General features: G+C 59.9%; 15 protein-coding genes and 2 pseudogenes. 6 read left to right on the top strand and 11 right to left on the bottom strand.

The window, feature by feature from the left end:
* The 6 genes and pseudogenes from O3306_RS02490 to regB form a co-directional block, all read right to left on the bottom strand.
* Positions 1-332 (bottom strand): IS6 family transposase (locus tag O3306_RS02490; RefSeq protein WP_272002836.1); only part of this gene is annotated, 332 nt, incomplete at its 3' end.
* 49 nt (positions 333-381) lie between these two features.
* Positions 382-1689 carry a HipA domain-containing protein gene (locus tag O3306_RS02485; RefSeq protein WP_272002796.1) on the bottom strand — a complete coding sequence of 436 codons (1308 nt, stop codon included), beginning with the start codon at positions 1687-1689 and terminating at the stop codon, positions 382-384.
* Positions 1686-1976 carry a helix-turn-helix domain-containing protein gene (locus tag O3306_RS02480; RefSeq protein WP_272002793.1) on the bottom strand — a complete coding sequence of 97 codons (291 nt, stop codon included), beginning with the start codon at positions 1974-1976 and terminating at the stop codon, positions 1686-1688. Before O3306_RS02480 ends, O3306_RS02485 begins: the two co-directional genes overlap by 4 nt.
* Positions 1977-2181: 205 nt before the next feature.
* Positions 2182-2424, bottom strand: a pseudogene (locus tag O3306_RS02475) (DDE-type integrase/transposase/recombinase); the annotation flags it as partial.
* A gap of 48 nt (positions 2425-2472) precedes the next feature.
* A pseudogene (locus O3306_RS02470) lies at positions 2473-3186 on the bottom strand (IS6 family transposase).
* A 152-nt stretch (positions 3187-3338) separates the two neighbouring features.
* Positions 3339-4736, bottom strand: coding sequence for a sensor histidine kinase RegB (regB, locus tag O3306_RS02465; protein WP_272002788.1), 1398 nt, complete (start codon positions 4734-4736; stop codon positions 3339-3341).
* Between the two features lie 91 nt (positions 4737-4827).
* Between regB and O3306_RS02460 the strand changes: the two genes are divergently transcribed.
* Positions 4828-5457, top strand: coding sequence for an SCO family protein (locus O3306_RS02460; protein WP_272002786.1), 630 nt, complete (start codon positions 4828-4830; stop codon positions 5455-5457).
* Between the two features lie 87 nt (positions 5458-5544).
* A complete protein-coding gene (locus O3306_RS02455; protein ID WP_272002783.1) occupies positions 5545-6096 on the top strand; it encodes an ActR/PrrA/RegA family redox response regulator transcription factor in 552 nt (183 codons plus the stop codon).
* 95 nt (positions 6097-6191) lie between these two features.
* Here the strand turns inward: O3306_RS02455 and O3306_RS02450 are convergent, their stop codons facing one another.
* Positions 6192-6785, bottom strand: a complete 594-nt coding sequence (locus O3306_RS02450) for an HD family hydrolase (RefSeq protein WP_272002781.1) — start codon at positions 6783-6785, stop codon at positions 6192-6194.
* Positions 6786-6806: 21 nt separating this feature from the next.
* On the bottom strand, positions 6807-7742 hold the full coding sequence (locus tag O3306_RS02445; RefSeq protein WP_272002778.1) for an FkbM family methyltransferase: 936 nt from the start codon (positions 7740-7742) through the stop codon (positions 6807-6809).
* Between the two features lie 158 nt (positions 7743-7900).
* Here O3306_RS02445 and ahcY point away from each other — a divergent pair, with 158 nt between their 5' ends.
* The gene (gene ahcY, locus O3306_RS02440; RefSeq protein WP_272002776.1) at positions 7901-9292 is read left to right on the top strand and encodes an adenosylhomocysteinase; all 1392 of its coding nucleotides are present in this window, start codon (positions 7901-7903) and stop codon (positions 9290-9292) included.
* A 171-nt stretch (positions 9293-9463) separates the two neighbouring features.
* On the opposite strand, the gene O3306_RS02435 is transcribed toward ahcY, so the two are convergent.
* A complete protein-coding gene (locus O3306_RS02435; protein WP_272002774.1) occupies positions 9464-10930 on the bottom strand; it encodes a hypothetical protein in 1467 nt (488 codons plus the stop codon).
* Between the two features lie 203 nt (positions 10931-11133).
* On the opposite strand from O3306_RS02435, the gene O3306_RS02430 reads away from it, so the two are divergent.
* The 3 genes from O3306_RS02430 (at position 11134) to O3306_RS02420 (ending at position 13322) form a co-directional block, all read left to right on the top strand.
* Entirely contained in the window at positions 11134-11475 is a 342-nt protein-coding gene (locus O3306_RS02430) for a DUF2853 family protein (protein WP_272002772.1), read from the top strand.
* 358 nt (positions 11476-11833) lie between these two features.
* Entirely contained in the window at positions 11834-12934 is a 1101-nt protein-coding gene (gene folE2 / locus O3306_RS02425) for a GTP cyclohydrolase FolE2 (protein WP_272002769.1), read from the top strand.
* A gap of 208 nt (positions 12935-13142) precedes the next feature.
* Complete coding sequence (locus O3306_RS02420; protein ID WP_272002766.1) at positions 13143-13322, top strand: hypothetical protein; 180 nt, start codon at positions 13143-13145, stop codon at positions 13320-13322.
* 57 nt (positions 13323-13379) lie between these two features.
* On the opposite strand, the gene O3306_RS02415 is transcribed toward O3306_RS02420, so the two are convergent.
* Positions 13380-14354, bottom strand: coding sequence for a D-2-hydroxyacid dehydrogenase (locus O3306_RS02415; protein ID WP_272002765.1), 975 nt, complete (start codon positions 14352-14354; stop codon positions 13380-13382).
* Positions 14351-15079: an MmgE/PrpD family protein gene (locus O3306_RS02410; protein WP_272002763.1), complete on the bottom strand. Its 729-nt coding sequence runs from the start codon at positions 15077-15079 to the stop codon at positions 14351-14353. Before O3306_RS02410 ends, O3306_RS02415 begins: the two co-directional genes overlap by 4 nt.
* Between the last annotated feature and the right edge of the window lie 60 nt (positions 15080-15139).

Genomic DNA, 15139 nt, shown 5'->3' with positions numbered 1-15139 from the left:
TGCACGAGAATGTCGAGCACATTCCCATCCGCGTCGACGGCCCGCCAGAGCCAGAACTTCACACCATTGATCGGAACAACAACCTCATCCAAGTGCCATTTGTCACTGGTGCCAGGTCTGTCGCGCTTGATGCAATCGGCGAAATGACGGCCAAACCGGTTCACCCAGTTCCGGACGGTTTCCCGGCTGACTATCACGCCGCGTTCGGCAAGCAGATCCTCGACATCTGCGGTGCTGAGCGCAAAACGATGATACGCCCAGACCGCATAGGCGACGATTTCACGAGGGAAGCGGTAGCCTTTCAGGCGAGGCATCGTGCAAGGTATCTTTATCCCGGCTGACTATGCGAAAGCCCACGCCCAAACAAGTTGGCAATGCCATCTACAGCCTTCCGGCCATGCGCATCGCATTACCTTCGACGGCTTCCGCAGTTTGCGTGACATAGCCCGCTGTCGCACCCTGAAGTGCTGCCACCTCGGCTGTGACCTTCACCCTGCATGCCACCAACTTGTCGACAAGTTCCTGAATCCGCTTTCGGACATCAGTCGGTCGATAGCCAATGTCGCGGGCCACTTTCTCCCAATGCCGCCCCGCGATCATGTCCGGGGTACGCTTCTTGCCAGCAATGTTCTGGGCGTAACTTTGCACCACGTGGGGCCAAGTCAGGACAGAGGATACGTCGTAAAGCGGCGCAAGCCGCGGCGCGGCCGCAACCGGCAGGATCAGCGAATAGTTCTTGGCATGGGCATCGGTGTTGGCCACAAGAATGTTGAAGACAACCTGATCAAGCAGGGCCAAGGCATCGTTTGCGCTGACGTTCCGCCCGGTCTCCAACAAGGTCTTGAGGTTCAGCCCGCGCAGGGTGCCACGTTCATATTTCCGCCCCGGAGGAATGCCATTGGCCTGCGCAAAATCCTCTTGGTGAAGCCGCAGAACCTGACCGTTCCGCCCAAGCCTGCGATCATAGCGCAACACGCCGATCGCCGTGCGGCCAGATGCCTTGAGGATCGTTGCCTGCGCAGCTTCGATGCCGATGGCCTGCGCTATCTGCAGACACCAGACCTCGTTCTCGGTGATGCCGGGCAGATTGGGGTTATCCGGTTTCACAATCAATGTAGACGGGGCACCGTTGAGGGGAATAGCAAGCCTGTCATCCGGGCCGGGCAAGCGCAGCACAGGCACCCCGTCCGGGTCCAGAACGGCCAAAGCCGACTTCTTCTGGCCACCGGCAAGGGACTGGCGCACCCCCTCTTCGCCGACCAGAAATGGTCTGCGGCCAAGATCAGCGAAGTGGCGCTCAAGGGCTTCGGCCGCATCGTCTGTGCCGTAAAACTGCGTCAGCGTCGTATAGGCCCAGCGGCTGGGATCCGCAGGCTCCCCGAAAGACAGCGCCCCTGCAGTGTCGCCGCCAATTTCTGTCAGCACGGCTAGCACATCTCCCTGATTCAGCCCCAGAGAACGCGCCAGAACCTGCAACTGTTCTTCTTCGGGAAGAAGGTTCGCAAGCCAAGGCGAGATAACCTCGGACGGATAGGGTTTAGCGCGCAATCGCATGGTGACCGAGAGCGGAAACGCGCCCGAAGTCTGCAGCCATCGCTCGTCGTAGTGCAAAGACAGCGTGCCATCAGTGGCAACATCAACATGTCCCACTTGAAGCGCATCAAACCAGATCGGAACCGAAGCGGTCATTGGTAATCCCCAAGGTCATAGCCTTGCGCCGCGTCTTTCGTCCTAGCGTCCGAGCCCGAAGGCGTATCATCCATTAGGGTCGAGAGAGGTACACGCAGCGCCGCAGCGATCTTGGCCACGGTCGTCAGCCTGGCATCGCGCTTCCCCGTCTCGATCAGTGACAATGCCGGAGCACTGATACCAGTGAGCCGCGCGAGCTGGTCAAGATTGAGGCTCTGCTTAACACGCATCGCCCTGATGCGTCGCCCGACATTGGCAAGAAGCATTTGCTCATTTTCAGTTGCCACGGCGTGCCTCCTTACCTTTAGCAGTAAGAATAGGCCAAAAGACGAGACATCTCAAGTAATTTTATCGTTAAAGGTAATTATCCTTCAGTTTAAGCTGCGCACCGCCACGACTTACTGTATTGGATAATTTAAACTAACTATGCCCTGAGGGGGACTGTTGCATTAATTGATAGTGGCCTGATTGGTCCCGTCGTGTTTCGTCGGATCACGCGTTCTCGAACAGTTGCGCAATGAAATGGATCTCGGCAAGGACACCTGACTGGGTGTGATGGATGTGGCCGCGTTTAATGGTCCGCATCGTTTCAAGACCGTTCAGTGTCGCTTTGGCTGTTCGCAAGGATCGAAAGCTTTGGCGGTATCCGAGCAGCCATTTCAGAGCCGTATGGTCGCATTCGATTAGATTGTTTTGCCATTTTCGATCAATGTGCCGAATGCTGTCGAAGGGGTCCGTTGCATTAACTTGGTTCGACACGTTGAGAGCCGGGTCTGGTGTCTTTCACGCGGTTTCTGGAAAGAGTTCAGCCACGAAGTCGATCTCGTTGGCCACGCCGATCTCGCAGTTTTCAAACTGTCCCTTACGGATGGTGCGGAAAGTTTCGAAGCCAGCGAGAGCCGCCTTGGCGCCGACCAAGGTTTGGAAGCCCCGCATAGGGCGAAGTCGCTGCTTTAGCGAGGCGTGGTCGCTTTCGATCCGGTTGTTGAGGTACTTGCGATCGACATGCCGGATCGCGTCTTCCGGCCCGATCCGGGCGTTGATTTCGCCAATTACCTTCGCGTAGGTGTGCGCCTTGTCCGTGACGATCGTCAGCGGGTGATACAAGCGGACAGCTTCCCGCGCTTGTTTCAGTAAAGCCCTTGCTGCTTTGGCATCACGCTTTGCCGTCAGTCGAAAATCGATCAATTGGCCGAACTGGTCGACAGCGCGCCGAAGATCGCACCAACGACCACCAACACGAACATAAGTCTCGTCAACATGCCACTGCAGCCCGCGCCAGGAACGGTGAGCGCCATAAGCCCGCTTGCGAATCTCGGGGCCGAACTTGCGCACCCAGCGATGGATAGTCGAGGCATCGACGGTCACACTACGCTCAGCCAGCAGGTCGCGCGCACCCCTGCACGAAAGCGAGTAGCGACAGTACCAGCGCACTGCCATCAGGATGATCTCACGAGGAAACCGATGCCGTTAGAACGGATTCTTGCGCTGTGCCATCGACCCCTCCAACATCACAAACAAGCCGAGCCTGCGACTTCCGCTGACTTAATGCAACGGACCCCCTCTCACCATTGTTGCGGTGGGTGCAGCTTTGGTCAACGATGGTTAATTGCAGGTTAACCGGCAGTATTTCACCGGTGCGCGGCCATTCAGGATGTGATCGGCAGGTTCTCTCCGGTGCGCGCCGTACCGGTGTCGGGCGTTGCCTCCAGTTGCGCGCGGGGCCAGACCACCTCGACGACGGCACCGGTGCGTGCCGCCAGCGCCGCGTCGCCACGAAACGACTCGGCCCCGTTGGCAAAGCTGAGATCGGCGCCGGATCGCTCCAACAACGTCTTGGCGATGAACAGACCCAGCCCCATGCCCTCGTATTCCGGTCGGTTCGGGTCGAATCCGCGACCCCGGCGGCGCATCAACGGATCACCGATCCGGCCCAACAGATGCGGAGGATAGCCGTCGCCATTATCCATGATGCGGACGGTCACGCTATCGTCGGTCCAGTCGCTTTCGATCCAGACCGTATCGCGCGAGAAATCGACCGCATTCTGGATCAGGTTGCGCAGCCCGTGGATCACCTCGGGGCGGCGCAGGATGACTGGCTGGTCTTCCAGCACTGCGCGGCTGCCCGCACCGTGGTCAAAAAGCACAGTCTTGCCACGCTCGAGATGCGGTTCCGCGGCTTCCTCGATTACCGCCATCAGGGGCGCGGAACGAAGGTGCAGGTCGTCCTTTCCTGCGCGCCCCATGGACCGCAGGATATCGCGACATCTGTCTGCCTGTTGGCGAATCAGCAGCGCATCCTCGCGGGCTTCGCTGCCCTCGGGCAACTCGTCGGCCAGTTCGGAGGAGGTCAGCTTGATCGTTGCCAGCGGTGTGCCCAGTTCGTGCGCGGCGGCGGCCACGACGCCGCCCAGATCGGTCAGCTTCTGCTCGCGCGCCAGAGCCATTCGCGCAGCTTGCACCGCGTCCGACATTGCCTCCATCTCCGACACGACCCAGCGCGAATAGACACCCAGAAATATCACCGCGATCACGATGGCCATCCAGTTGCCGAAGCGAAAAAGATCCGGCATCTGGATCACTAGGCCCGTCTCGGTGCGCAGGGGCAGGTAGAAAGACATCAGCACCGACACGATGGCAATCGCCGTGCAGCCCAGAAAGAGGGTAGAGCGCGTCGATAACGCCGAGGCCGACACGATCACCGGCCCTATGATCAGCATCGCGAACGGATTGTTCAGCCCGCCGGTGAGATAGAGCATCAAACCCAACTGGAGCATATCAAACAGGACAACCAGTAGGTTTTCCGGTTCGGTCAGACGCTTGGTCGCGGGAAAGATGAAGGCGGCGACAAGGTTGGTGATCACCGATGCCCCGATCACCAGGTAGAAAAGCCCGATCTCGAAATCGAGCCCATAGACACGTTTGGCCACCACCAGTGCCGCGATCTGCCCGCAGACCGCCCACCAGCGCAGATAGACGAGGGTGCGCAGACGAATCCAGTTGCCGCTATCACGGCCGTGAAACGGAGGCGATGAAATGTTCGTCATCTGTGCGGTTTCGCCCTGTTGCCTGTCATTACCAGCCTGCTAGATGTGCAGCGATAGGGCAAGCCTGCCAAACTGCCGAAAGGAAATGCGCATGACCCGCAATATTGCCATAGCTGCCGCGTTGGCCGTGATCAGCCTGCTGGGCATTTTCTATTTTCTGACCATTGGTCGCGGCGATGACCGGTTTGCCCAATGCCGCACCTCGCAGATTGCGGGCGGCGCTGGCGCGATCGGCGGTGATTTCACGCTGGTCGATGAAACCGGCCAGACCGTGACCTCGGCGCAGGTGATCGATCAGCCGGCGTTGATCTATTTCGGCTATACGTTCTGCCCCGATATTTGCCCCTTCGACGTGGCGCGCAATGCCGCAGCAGTCGATCTGCTCGAGGAACAGGGCAAGATCGTCAAGCCAGTCTTCATCACCGTCGATCCGCAACGCGACACGCCCGAGGTGGTTGCCGATTACACCGACGCGATGCATCCCCGGATGCTGGGCCTGACCGGCAGCCCTGATCAGATCAAGGCGGCGAGCAAGGCGTACCGGACCTACTACAAGGCGCAGGTTCCTGCGGCGGGTGAAGAAGACTATTATCTGGTCGATCACACCACGCTCACCTACCTTTCGCTGCCCGAGATCGGATTTGTCGAATTCTTCCGCCGCGAACTCAGCCCCGAGGAAATGGCGAGCAAAGTTGCCTGCTTTATCGATGCCGCCGAATGACGTGAAGTGCCGCAGCAGCGTTTGACGCATCTGCCAACGCGTTCTAATGTCTTATGACAAAAGAAATAAAGATCGGGATACGGGCGGATGGCAGATAGCGTGCAAGAGATCGGGGACGACAAGTCGCTGCTTCTGGTCGACGATGACGAACCCTTTCTGAGACGCCTTGCCAAGGCTATGGAAAAGCGCGGGTTCGAAGTGGAAATCGCGCTCTCTGTCGCGGCGGGCCGCGCGATCGCCACCGCCCGCCCGCCTGCCTACGCGGTTTGCGACTTGCGACTGCAGGATGGTAATGGCCTCGACGTGGTCGAGGTGATCCGCGAAAAGCGCCCTGACAGTCGGGTGGTGGTGCTGACCGGCTATGGCGCCATCGCGACCGCTGTCGCCGCGGTCAAGATCGGCGCGACCGACTACCTGTCCAAGCCCGCAGATGCCCGTGATATCACCAACGCGCTGTTGGCTACTGGCGACGAGCTGCCTCCGCCACCGGAAAACCCGATGAGTGCGGACCGCGTGCGCTGGGAGCATATCCAGCGTGTTTACGAGCTATGTGATCGCAATGTCAGTGAAACCGCCCGGCGCCTGAACATGCACCGCCGGACCTTGCAGCGGATCCTGGCAAAGCGGTCGCCGCGATAGCGCAGTCTGCGGAACGCCTTTGGCGTCCGCGATGATTTCAGTCAATTAATCAGTAAGATAAGGGGTTTCCAGCCTGTTGGCGTGGCGCACCCGGATTACGCGATCTCTTCCAGCAGGGCAGCCGTGCGGGCGGTGTAGGCGGCGCGGGTTTCCAGGGGTGGGCGCAGAAGCAGGGACAACCCCTGGATCAGCGCCGGATCGGGGCGACCGAAGAACCGGTTTGCCTCGCTTTCGTCGAACCCGGCAATCTGTGTCGCCTCCATCCATGCACTGATCTTGTCGGCCTTCTTGATCTGTTTTTTGACCGTGGCGGGAAGCGTGGCAGGCAATCCAAACCTGATATGGATCGCCGCCGTCAGGCGCGCGTCCAATTCTCCGTAACTGGGACCGACCGCCGCCTTGACCGGCGAAATCATGTCGCCGATCACATATTCCGGCGCGTCATGCAGCAGTGCGGCCAGCCGCCATTTGGCGGGCGCCCGAGGTGTCAGCCGGGCAAACAGATCCTCGACCAGAAGCGAATGTTCGGCGACGGAATAGGCGTAATCGCCCAAGGTCTGCCCATTCCAGCGTGCGACAAAGCTCAGGCCGTGCGCGATATCCTCGATCTCGATGTCTACCGGCGTCGGATCAAGCAGGTCCAGACGGCGGCCCGAGAGCATCTTTTGCCAGGCGCGGGGTTGGGGCATGCATTTTCCTTTCGCTATCGGTCAGGTCGTACCGGTCCGAACGGGCGATTGCAAAGTCTGGCAGAGCGCGGCCAGAAGTGGCGAGGCGTGATGCGCCGCGACGAAATTATATCCTTTGAAGCGGTCGGTTTTCAGGGCGCGGATGCTGTCCAGATCCGTGATCTCCTCGAAACCATTCTCCAGCGCAAACAGCCGCATCGCCGGATCGGCGAGCAAATGCGCACTGGGCGCACAATCCGGATCGTTGCCGTGATCTTCGTAAATCAGCACCGCACCATCACGGATGGCGCGCGCGGCACCGGCAAGCGCGGCAATCTCGGCGCCTTCGACATCGAGCTTGATCAGTGCGGGCGTGCCGGGCGGTACCAGATCGTCAATCGCCAGCGTCTCGACGCTTTCGGTAAGGTCCGCCGCCCCGGGTGGCTGCCCTTCCATCAGCCGTGCCGAGGCATGGCTGTTATGGGTGTTCACAAAAGTCAGGGTCTGGCCGGAAACCGTGTAAATTGCCGCACGGTGCAGCGTGACACCGGGCAGCGCGCCAGCATTTTCCTCCAGCCGCGCAAATGTCCTCGCCGATGCTTCGACGGCGATCACCTGGGGGAAATGCCCTGCCGCCCGAACTGTCCAGTAGCCGCTATTGGCACCGAGATCGCAAAACAGCGGCACATTCCCCCGCGCGGCATGTACGATCACCGCAACCTCGGGTTCGTAATGGGTGTGAAAGAGCGCAAAGCGCGTCCAGTAGCCGTCGTTGAGGTAGATCTTGTAAGGGGCACCGCCCGGTAGGGTCTGCCAGACGGCGCGATAGGGGCCGAAAATCCGGCCCAGGCCCCGTGCCAGCGCCCCGTAGCCCGCGCGCCACCCCGTCATCCGCACTATCCGGAACAGGACCATGAGCAGCCCGTACTGAACGCGGGCCACCGGGTCGGAATAGCGAAGTTGGTCATGGTTGGACATGTGTGGGCCTGATCACGGTTTTCGGTCGATCCGGTCTGCCTAGACGCCGGACGGGAGCAGTGCAAACGCTTATGTTACGGGGCGCAGCCATCCCTGCATTGCCGAAAAGGCGGCTGAATGCTATTTGCCCCAATAACCGACATTCAAGGAGCTGCCACATGGCAAAAGATTACGTCGTCAAAGACATTTCCCTCGCGGCGTTCGGCCGCAAGGAGCTGGATATCGCAGAGACGGAAATGCCGGGCCTGATGGCCCTGCGAGAGGAATTCGGTGAAAGCAAGCCGCTCAAGGGCGCGCGCATTGTTGGTAGCCTGCACATGACCATCCAGACCGCTGTCCTGATCGAGACGCTGAATGCGCTGGGCGCGGATGTCCGCTGGGCATCGTGCAATATCTTTTCGACCCAGGATCACGCCGCTGCGGCGATTGCCGAGGGCGGCACACCGGTGTTTGCTGTCAAGGGTCAGACGCTGGTTGAACATTGGGATTATCTGGACCGGTCTTTCATGTTCCCCGAGGGCCCGAACCTGATCCTCGACGATGGCGGCGATGCGACGCTTTATGTCCTGTTGGGCGCGCGGGTAGAGGCTGGCGAAACCAGCCTGATCGAAACCCCCACATCCGAGGAAGAAGAGGCGATCTTCGCCCAGATCAAGAAGCGCATGGCCGCGAGCCCCGGCTGGTTTACCAAGACGCGCGATGCGATCAAAGGCGTGTCGGAGGAGACCACTACAGGTGTTCACCGCCTTTATGACCTGCACAAGAAAGGTCAGCTGCCGTTCCCTGCTATCAATGTGAACGATTCCGTGACCAAGTCGAAATTCGACAACAAATATGGCTGCAAGGAATCGCTGGTCGACGGGATCCGCCGCGCTACCGATACGATGATGGCCGGCAAGGTTGCCGTGGTCATGGGCTACGGTGATGTTGGCAAAGGGTCTGCCGCGTCGTTGCGCGGTGCCGGTGCACGCGTGAAAGTCACCGAAGTGGACCCTATCTGCGCGCTTCAGGCCGCGATGGACGGGTTCGAAGTGGTCCTGCTGGAGGATGTGCTGGCAACGGCCGACATCTTCATCACCACCACCGGCAACAAGGACGTGATCCGCATCGAGCATATGCGCGAGATGAAGGACATGGCGATCGTCGGCAATATTGGTCACTTCGACAACGAGATTCAGGTGGCCAGCCTGAAGAACCACAAATGGACCAACATCAAGGACCAGGTGGACATGATCGAGATGCCTTCGGGCAATCGTCTGATCCTGCTGTCCGAAGGCCGCCTGCTGAACCTCGGCAACGCCACCGGGCATCCGTCCTTCGTGATGTCGGCGTCGTTCACCAATCAGGTGCTGGCACAGATCGAATTGTGGACCAAGGGCGACGAGTATCAGCCCGGTGTCTTCATCCTGCCCAAACACCTGGATGAAAAGGTCGCGCGTCTGCATCTGGACCGCATCGGCGTGAAACTGACGGAGATGACCAAGGAACAGGCCGATTATATCGGCGTGCCGCAGCATGGTCCGTTCAAGCCAGAGCATTACCGCTACTAAGCTGTATTGACCAAGAAACAGAACGCGCGTCGGGGCCCTCTCCGGCGCGCGTTTTTTTGCGCATCTTTCAGATGAAGCCGTCGGCTGTAATCCGGGAATGGGGTGTAGCTGACCCATCGGCGTGCCCGCTGCAACGGTTGAGACTGTCAAAGCCGAAGCGTGCCGTTGCCTTCAGTCCCAGCCGGAATATTCCAACCCCGCTTCGGTATGTCTATCAGCGATGAACAGGAACACCTCCCCGGTGTCCTGACGTCGCCAAAAACTGGTTGGACACCACTGGCTTTGCCCATTGGTCACGATGCGGCAGGCCGTGTCGGCACCCGGATCGTTCCCATCTTCCCCCTCATCCGGCATGCCGTCGCTCCACGCATCCGCAGGCACGCCATCCAGAGTATATTCCGGCTCCATATTCTGGGGCCAGCGGCGCCCATATTCACCCGTCGCCGTTGCGACGATCAACGCGCCATTACCGCTATCGAATGTCGTCCGGATCAATTCATTGAACGCCGTGTCCGAGGTGATGTATTCGGTACGGACACAGCGAGAATGTCTGATCAGCTTGCCGTCCGCGATCAGCCCGCAAAGCCCGTCATCTTCTGCTTTGTCCGGCGCATTGCGGCTGGTGATGGCGACCGGTTCAGCTACGGTATCCGACTGTCGCGCCAGCGTCTGCAGGGGGGTCGAGTCGGTGAACAGCATCGGGCCGTAGAGCGGCCGGTAGAGTTCTGCGCCATCGCCCCCACCAATCGACAGGCTGACGACACCAACCTGCCCGGTGGGCAGGCTGTGGGCACCATAGTAGCTGACCTCGCATGTCACATCGCGCCCGTTGATCTTCAGAGCCAGTTGTCCGGTTTGAACGCCTGAACCGTACGTTAGCAACTGGGGTGTGTCGCGCTCGGGCCAATCGGGATCGTGCAATTCGTCATCCGCAAAGCGCAGCCGATCTATCAGGGGCGCGCTGGCATGATTGCAGGCCATCAGCACCGCCAACGGGCTGAGCTTGTCCGGCATCACCGTCGGCCCGACCCGAATTTGCCACAACGACGCTTCGGCAACGGTCGCAAGCGTCCGGGCGTCCGCGGATGTGTCAAGCATCGCCAAAATGATATCGGAGTGGATATCGTATGTCGTTTGCAGGCCGATCACCTGCGCAATCTGCGCGGTGGCGAGCGGTGTTACACCGGACCCGCCGAAGCTGAGCGTCGCCTTGGGATGCACGATCCGTCCGCCCTGTCGGCTGTCCACGGTGCCGCCATCGCCTTCGCGTCCGGCCATGAACACCAGTGCGCAGGCTCCGGTGCAGGCATCCCCCGAAGCGATCGCGGTGGAAAACCGCCCGCCCAGCTGGTCGATGATCGCAAGCGCCGCTGCATAATCGCCGCCCTGGCTGTTCAGACAGATGCGCGGGGATGATGGGAAATCGAGGCTGCTCGTGCTTTCGTTATAACGCTTCAACATCTGTTTCAGGCGGTCGGGATCGGCGGCGTCAATCGGTCCCTCAAGGCGCAGATAGCATGACATCACCGGATCAGTATGCAGCGCCACATCCGCCGCATGGCTATGATGCGGCAATCCGCTGCCTAGCAAGGCAAGGCAAATGGCAATCAGGCTGCGACCGAAAAAAGTCGATACCATCGGGAAATTCCCTGTTTAAACAATATCCTCCAACTCTAGAAAGAGCTGCGCGCCCCTGTCAAATCTGTTGCGTCGTCGGCGCGGGGAATTCGCCGTGGCTTTTCTCTTTGTCAAACTTCGCCAAATCAGTAACCTTTGCCACGAGCCACGAGGGCTATAGACTAACAATTGCGGGTGAAACCGCCATTAGGGAGACTGGAATAATGGGAAAACGTGACGAGCTGATCGCCAAGTATGCCGACGATTTGCGCAACAAATGTGGAATGCAGCCCGATATGGATCTGTTGACCAAAGTAACAATCGGATGCGGTCCGGCGATCTACAATGCCGACGCAGCGACGGTGGCTGCGAGCCAGCCGCAGGAACTGGAAACCGTCAAGGAAAACTTCCTGATCAAGAAACTGGGGCTCGCCGACAGCCCGGCGTTGATGGATGCGATCAATCAGGTGCTCGAGACCTACGGTCTTTCGGAGCGCAACAAATACCGCGCGGTCGTCTACTATATGCTGACCAAGCATTTCGGCAAGGAATCGGTCTACGGCTGATCACGCCTGTACGAACCATGCAGACGCCCGCCGTGATCCGGCGGGCGCAATGCGTTCCGGGAGGGCCATTTTCAGCCTGCGCTGCCGCCCGGTCGCAGATCAGTCGCATCAAATCAAACCTCTGGAACCGCATTTTCACCGTTTTCGGCGCATCCGGTGTCGCAATGCATCCTGTAGCGAACAGTGCGATCTATCATACCCATCACAGGAAAAGGATTCTCGAACCAAGGCCAATGGGCTCTGCAAAATTTCAGTGTGATCCGAACCGGGATCTTGGACGTAAAACTGGGTGTACATAGCAATTATTGCCGCAACCAATTATGTAGGTGGCTTGAGATGCTGCCGGGGATAAACGGACATGAACTACCTGTATTCTGATTTGCATGCAGCACCGGACCGCCAAGAGGCCGAAGATGCGCTGGCACTTCTGCGTCGCTGGGCTGCCGAAAGCAGCCCAGAAGAGGTCGCCGATCTTGATCCCGCCATTGCCCGGCTTCTGCCAAACGGTGCGGTATCGAATTACCCGGCACTGTCGCGCAACTATCCCGAAGGGTTCAATGCCGACGAGGCTTATCGCGCCACACTGCCCGACCTGCAGAACGGGCCGACTTCGCTGATCCGCGGTGCAAGACAGCAATTGCAGCATGTCGGCATTTCCAATTTCCGTCTGCCGATCCGCTTTCACACCCGCCAAGGTGGCGACCTGACGCTGGAAACCTCGGTGACTGGCACGGTCAGCCTGGAGGCGGGCAAGAAGGGCATCAACATGTCCCGGATCATGCGCAGCTTTTACAAACACGCCGAAAAGACATTCAGCTTCAAGGTGATCGAGGCCGCGCTGGATGATTACATCAGCGATCTGGACAGTCTGGATGCCCGCATTCAGATGCGGTTTTCCTACCCGATGAAGGTGGAATCGCTGCGCTCGGGGCTGGTTGGGTTCCAGTATTACGACTTCGCGCTGGAACTGGTCGAGAAAGACGGCGTGCGGCGCAAGTTCATGCATCTGGACTACGTGTATTCATCCACCTGTCCCTGCTCGCTGGAGCTGTCCGAGCATGCCCGCCAGAGGCGCGGCCAGCTGGCTACGCCCCATTCGCAACGGTCGGTCGCGCGAATCTCGGTCGAGATGGCCTGCAAGGATTGCCTGTGGTTCGAGGATCTCATCGACATCGCCCGCGATGCCGTGCCCACCGAAACCCAGGTGATGGTCAAGCGCGAGGATGAACAGGCCTTTGCCGAGCTGAACGCCGCCAACCCGATCTTTGTCGAGGACGCCGCGCGTCTTTTTTGCCAACGGTTGTTGAGCGAAGCGCGAATCGGCGATTTCCGGGTGGTGGCCAGCCATCAGGAAAGCCTGCACAGTCACGATGCGGTCAGCATCCTTACTCAAGGCGATACATTTGCCGCGCAGAGCATCGACCCCCGGCTGTTCAGCACGCTCTTTCACGTTGGCTGACGGCGACATGATCTGACTGAAAATTGGCGCATCTGCCCGTTTGCCGGGCAGATTGCCGCGCGGGTCTGGTCACTTTAAACATCACGACAGGAATGAATTTGGTCTCTCACACGCGATCCGGCAGGATATCTTCCTGTCGGACCCACGCCCCCTCCGACGGCCATCTGATTCAGGGGGCAAGCAACCGCTGAACAGTGAGGATAACCAGATGACGCCTATATATGCCGCCAATATTCGACTGGCTGGCTACCTGATCGAGAACCAATTGCGCGTGGCGCAAGTCCTGTCTGCGGCGGTTCTGAAATCGAACCCGTTCGCATTGCCCGCACGGCTGCGCATGCAGGCCGCGAAACCAGCGGTCACGACGGTGGAAGCGACGCCTCAATAAAGCGCAGCGCCGGTGATCTGGCACGGCATCCGCGTACCGTTGCACACTCAGCGGGTTTTAATAACCGCGTTCGGGATTGACGATGTTGTGCAATGTCTCACCTTTCCGCCAGCGCGCGAGATTTTTCAGGAACATCTCGAACGATGCGTCGGTCCATCCCTGGTAGACCGACGAACAATGCGGCGACACGATCACATTATCCAGCCCCCAGAACGGGCTATCCTCGGGCAATGGTTCTGTTGCGAATACATCGAGCGCGGCTGCCGCGATTGATCCGCCACGCAGCGCATTGATCAGCGCGTCACCGTCCACCACGCCGCCACGCGATACATCGACAAAGATCGCGCTCGGTTTCATCGCGGCAAAGGCCTGCGCATCAATCATGCCGCGTGTTGCGGGCAGAAGCGGCACGCAGATCGTGACGAAATCGGCCCGTTCCCACAGCGATGGCAACGCGTTGCTGGGATGCACCTCGTCAATATTCTCCATCTCGGTGGGACGCGCGCGGGTGCCGATGACATGCATTCCGAAGGCCTTGGCGCGCGCGGCTACGGCCTGTCCGGTATGGCCCAGCCCGACGATCAGCATCGTCTTGTCATGCATGTGGTTCACCAGCCGGCCACCGTCCCAGCGACGTGCGGCTTGATCGGTCATGAGACCGGGAACATCGAGGGTGAAATGCAAAAGCGTGCCAAAGACATATTCCGCCATCATCGCCGCAGCAACGCCGGAGGAATTCGTGACCGTCACTTTGTTGACATCCCAACTGCGCAAGTGATCGACGCCCGAGCCACCGACGGCTACCCATTCAGGTCCGTCCGGCCCGAAAAGGGCCTCGCGCGGGAACCCGGCGCGTCCCTGAAAACAGATGCCATAGACGATATCGGGCCTGAAATCCTTCATGATCGCGGGCAGCCCATCGTAGCTGTTGCAGGTCGCAACCACGGCGTCCGGTGCAGTCTCGGCCAGACGCGCGATCATGCTGTTGGCCTCGTTGTTGTGGATCAGGATGCGCGGGGCTGTACGGGTCATGAGGTCTCCGGTGCAGAGTAGAGCAGGCTGGAGAGTTCGGAAAAACGCACGCCCGGCTCCAGTATTCGGTCACGCGTTGACCATATGGCGCGGCGGCGGTGTGCGTCCAGCGCGGCGGCCATGCCGTGATACTCGGCGATGCCCAATGCCTGCCGCAAGACATCCGCGCCGTCGCCTGACAGCCGGCATCCCAGTGCAGCGACCCCCAGCGCGTTCCACGCCCCCGAGGTATGGTAGTCCGACACGCTGGCATGCAGGGCTTGCCCGGCCCGCGCCGCCACCTCGTAGGACATCGCGAGGGCGGTCAGTGCGTCGCGCCCGCTGAGCTCGGGTGCGTGTTCGGCAAAGGCCAGCAGCGCTGGCACCACTGCGCAGCCGATATGCCCCTTGGTCGGGTTGTACCCGTCATGCCCGTCAAGATTGTCGATCTGGGTCGCCAGCGCCCAGCCAGCGCCGGGAATGCTGACCCGTCTATCGTCGAACAGCATGGTTGCCGCGTAATGGTTGCTTCCGGCGGCATGAAAATCCACGGCAAACTCGCGGGCGATGCGGCCCGCTTCCAGCTGCGCCGCGCCGACCGCCACGCCCAGCGTGTCGATCAGCAAGGTCGCACAGTGCCGCAGCGCGTCATCGGGTACCGTCAGATCGGGTGACAGGATGAAATCGGCGATCGCGCCGAACTGCGCGGCGTCAGGGTTGGCCAGAATCTGGGGCGTTTCTGTCATGGCAGGACCTCGCGGGCTGCGACGCGGATGCGTCTGCCGTTGATCCTGTGGCATGACAGC

This window comes from Roseovarius sp. ZX-A-9 (assembly GCF_028369135.1).
Taxonomy (GTDB): domain Bacteria; phylum Pseudomonadota; class Alphaproteobacteria; order Rhodobacterales; family Rhodobacteraceae; genus Roseovarius.
Note: the sequence above shows the minus strand (reverse complement) of the source record. Positions and strands in the feature narration are given on the sequence as shown.

Excerpts from the sequence above, each read along its gene's own strand:
- folE2 (WP_272002769.1), top strand. The coding sequence starts at position 11,834 with ATGAACTACCTGTATTCTGATTTGCATGCAGCACCGGACCGCCAAGAG.
- O3306_RS02415 (WP_272002765.1), bottom strand. The coding sequence starts at position 14,354 with ATGACCCGTACAGCCCCGCGCATCCTGATCCACAACAACGAGGCCAAC.
- O3306_RS02420 (WP_272002766.1), top strand. The coding sequence starts at position 13,143 with ATGACGCCTATATATGCCGCCAATATTCGACTGGCTGGCTACCTGATC.
- O3306_RS02455 (WP_272002783.1), top strand. The coding sequence starts at position 5,545 with ATGGCAGATAGCGTGCAAGAGATCGGGGACGACAAGTCGCTGCTTCTG.
- regB (WP_272002788.1), bottom strand. The coding sequence starts at position 4,736 with ATGACGAACATTTCATCGCCTCCGTTTCACGGCCGTGATAGCGGCAAC.
- O3306_RS02485 (WP_272002796.1), bottom strand. The coding sequence starts at position 1,689 with ATGACCGCTTCGGTTCCGATCTGGTTTGATGCGCTTCAAGTGGGACAT.
- ahcY (WP_272002776.1), top strand. The coding sequence starts at position 7,901 with ATGGCAAAAGATTACGTCGTCAAAGACATTTCCCTCGCGGCGTTCGGC.
- O3306_RS02435 (WP_272002774.1), bottom strand. The coding sequence starts at position 10,930 with ATGGTATCGACTTTTTTCGGTCGCAGCCTGATTGCCATTTGCCTTGCC.
- O3306_RS02410 (WP_272002763.1), bottom strand. The coding sequence starts at position 15,079 with ATGACAGAAACGCCCCAGATTCTGGCCAACCCTGACGCCGCGCAGTTC.
- O3306_RS02450 (WP_272002781.1), bottom strand. The coding sequence starts at position 6,785 with ATGCCCCAACCCCGCGCCTGGCAAAAGATGCTCTCGGGCCGCCGTCTG.
- O3306_RS02445 (WP_272002778.1), bottom strand. The coding sequence starts at position 7,742 with ATGTCCAACCATGACCAACTTCGCTATTCCGACCCGGTGGCCCGCGTT.
- O3306_RS02430 (WP_272002772.1), top strand. The coding sequence starts at position 11,134 with ATGGGAAAACGTGACGAGCTGATCGCCAAGTATGCCGACGATTTGCGC.
- O3306_RS02460 (WP_272002786.1), top strand. The coding sequence starts at position 4,828 with ATGACCCGCAATATTGCCATAGCTGCCGCGTTGGCCGTGATCAGCCTG.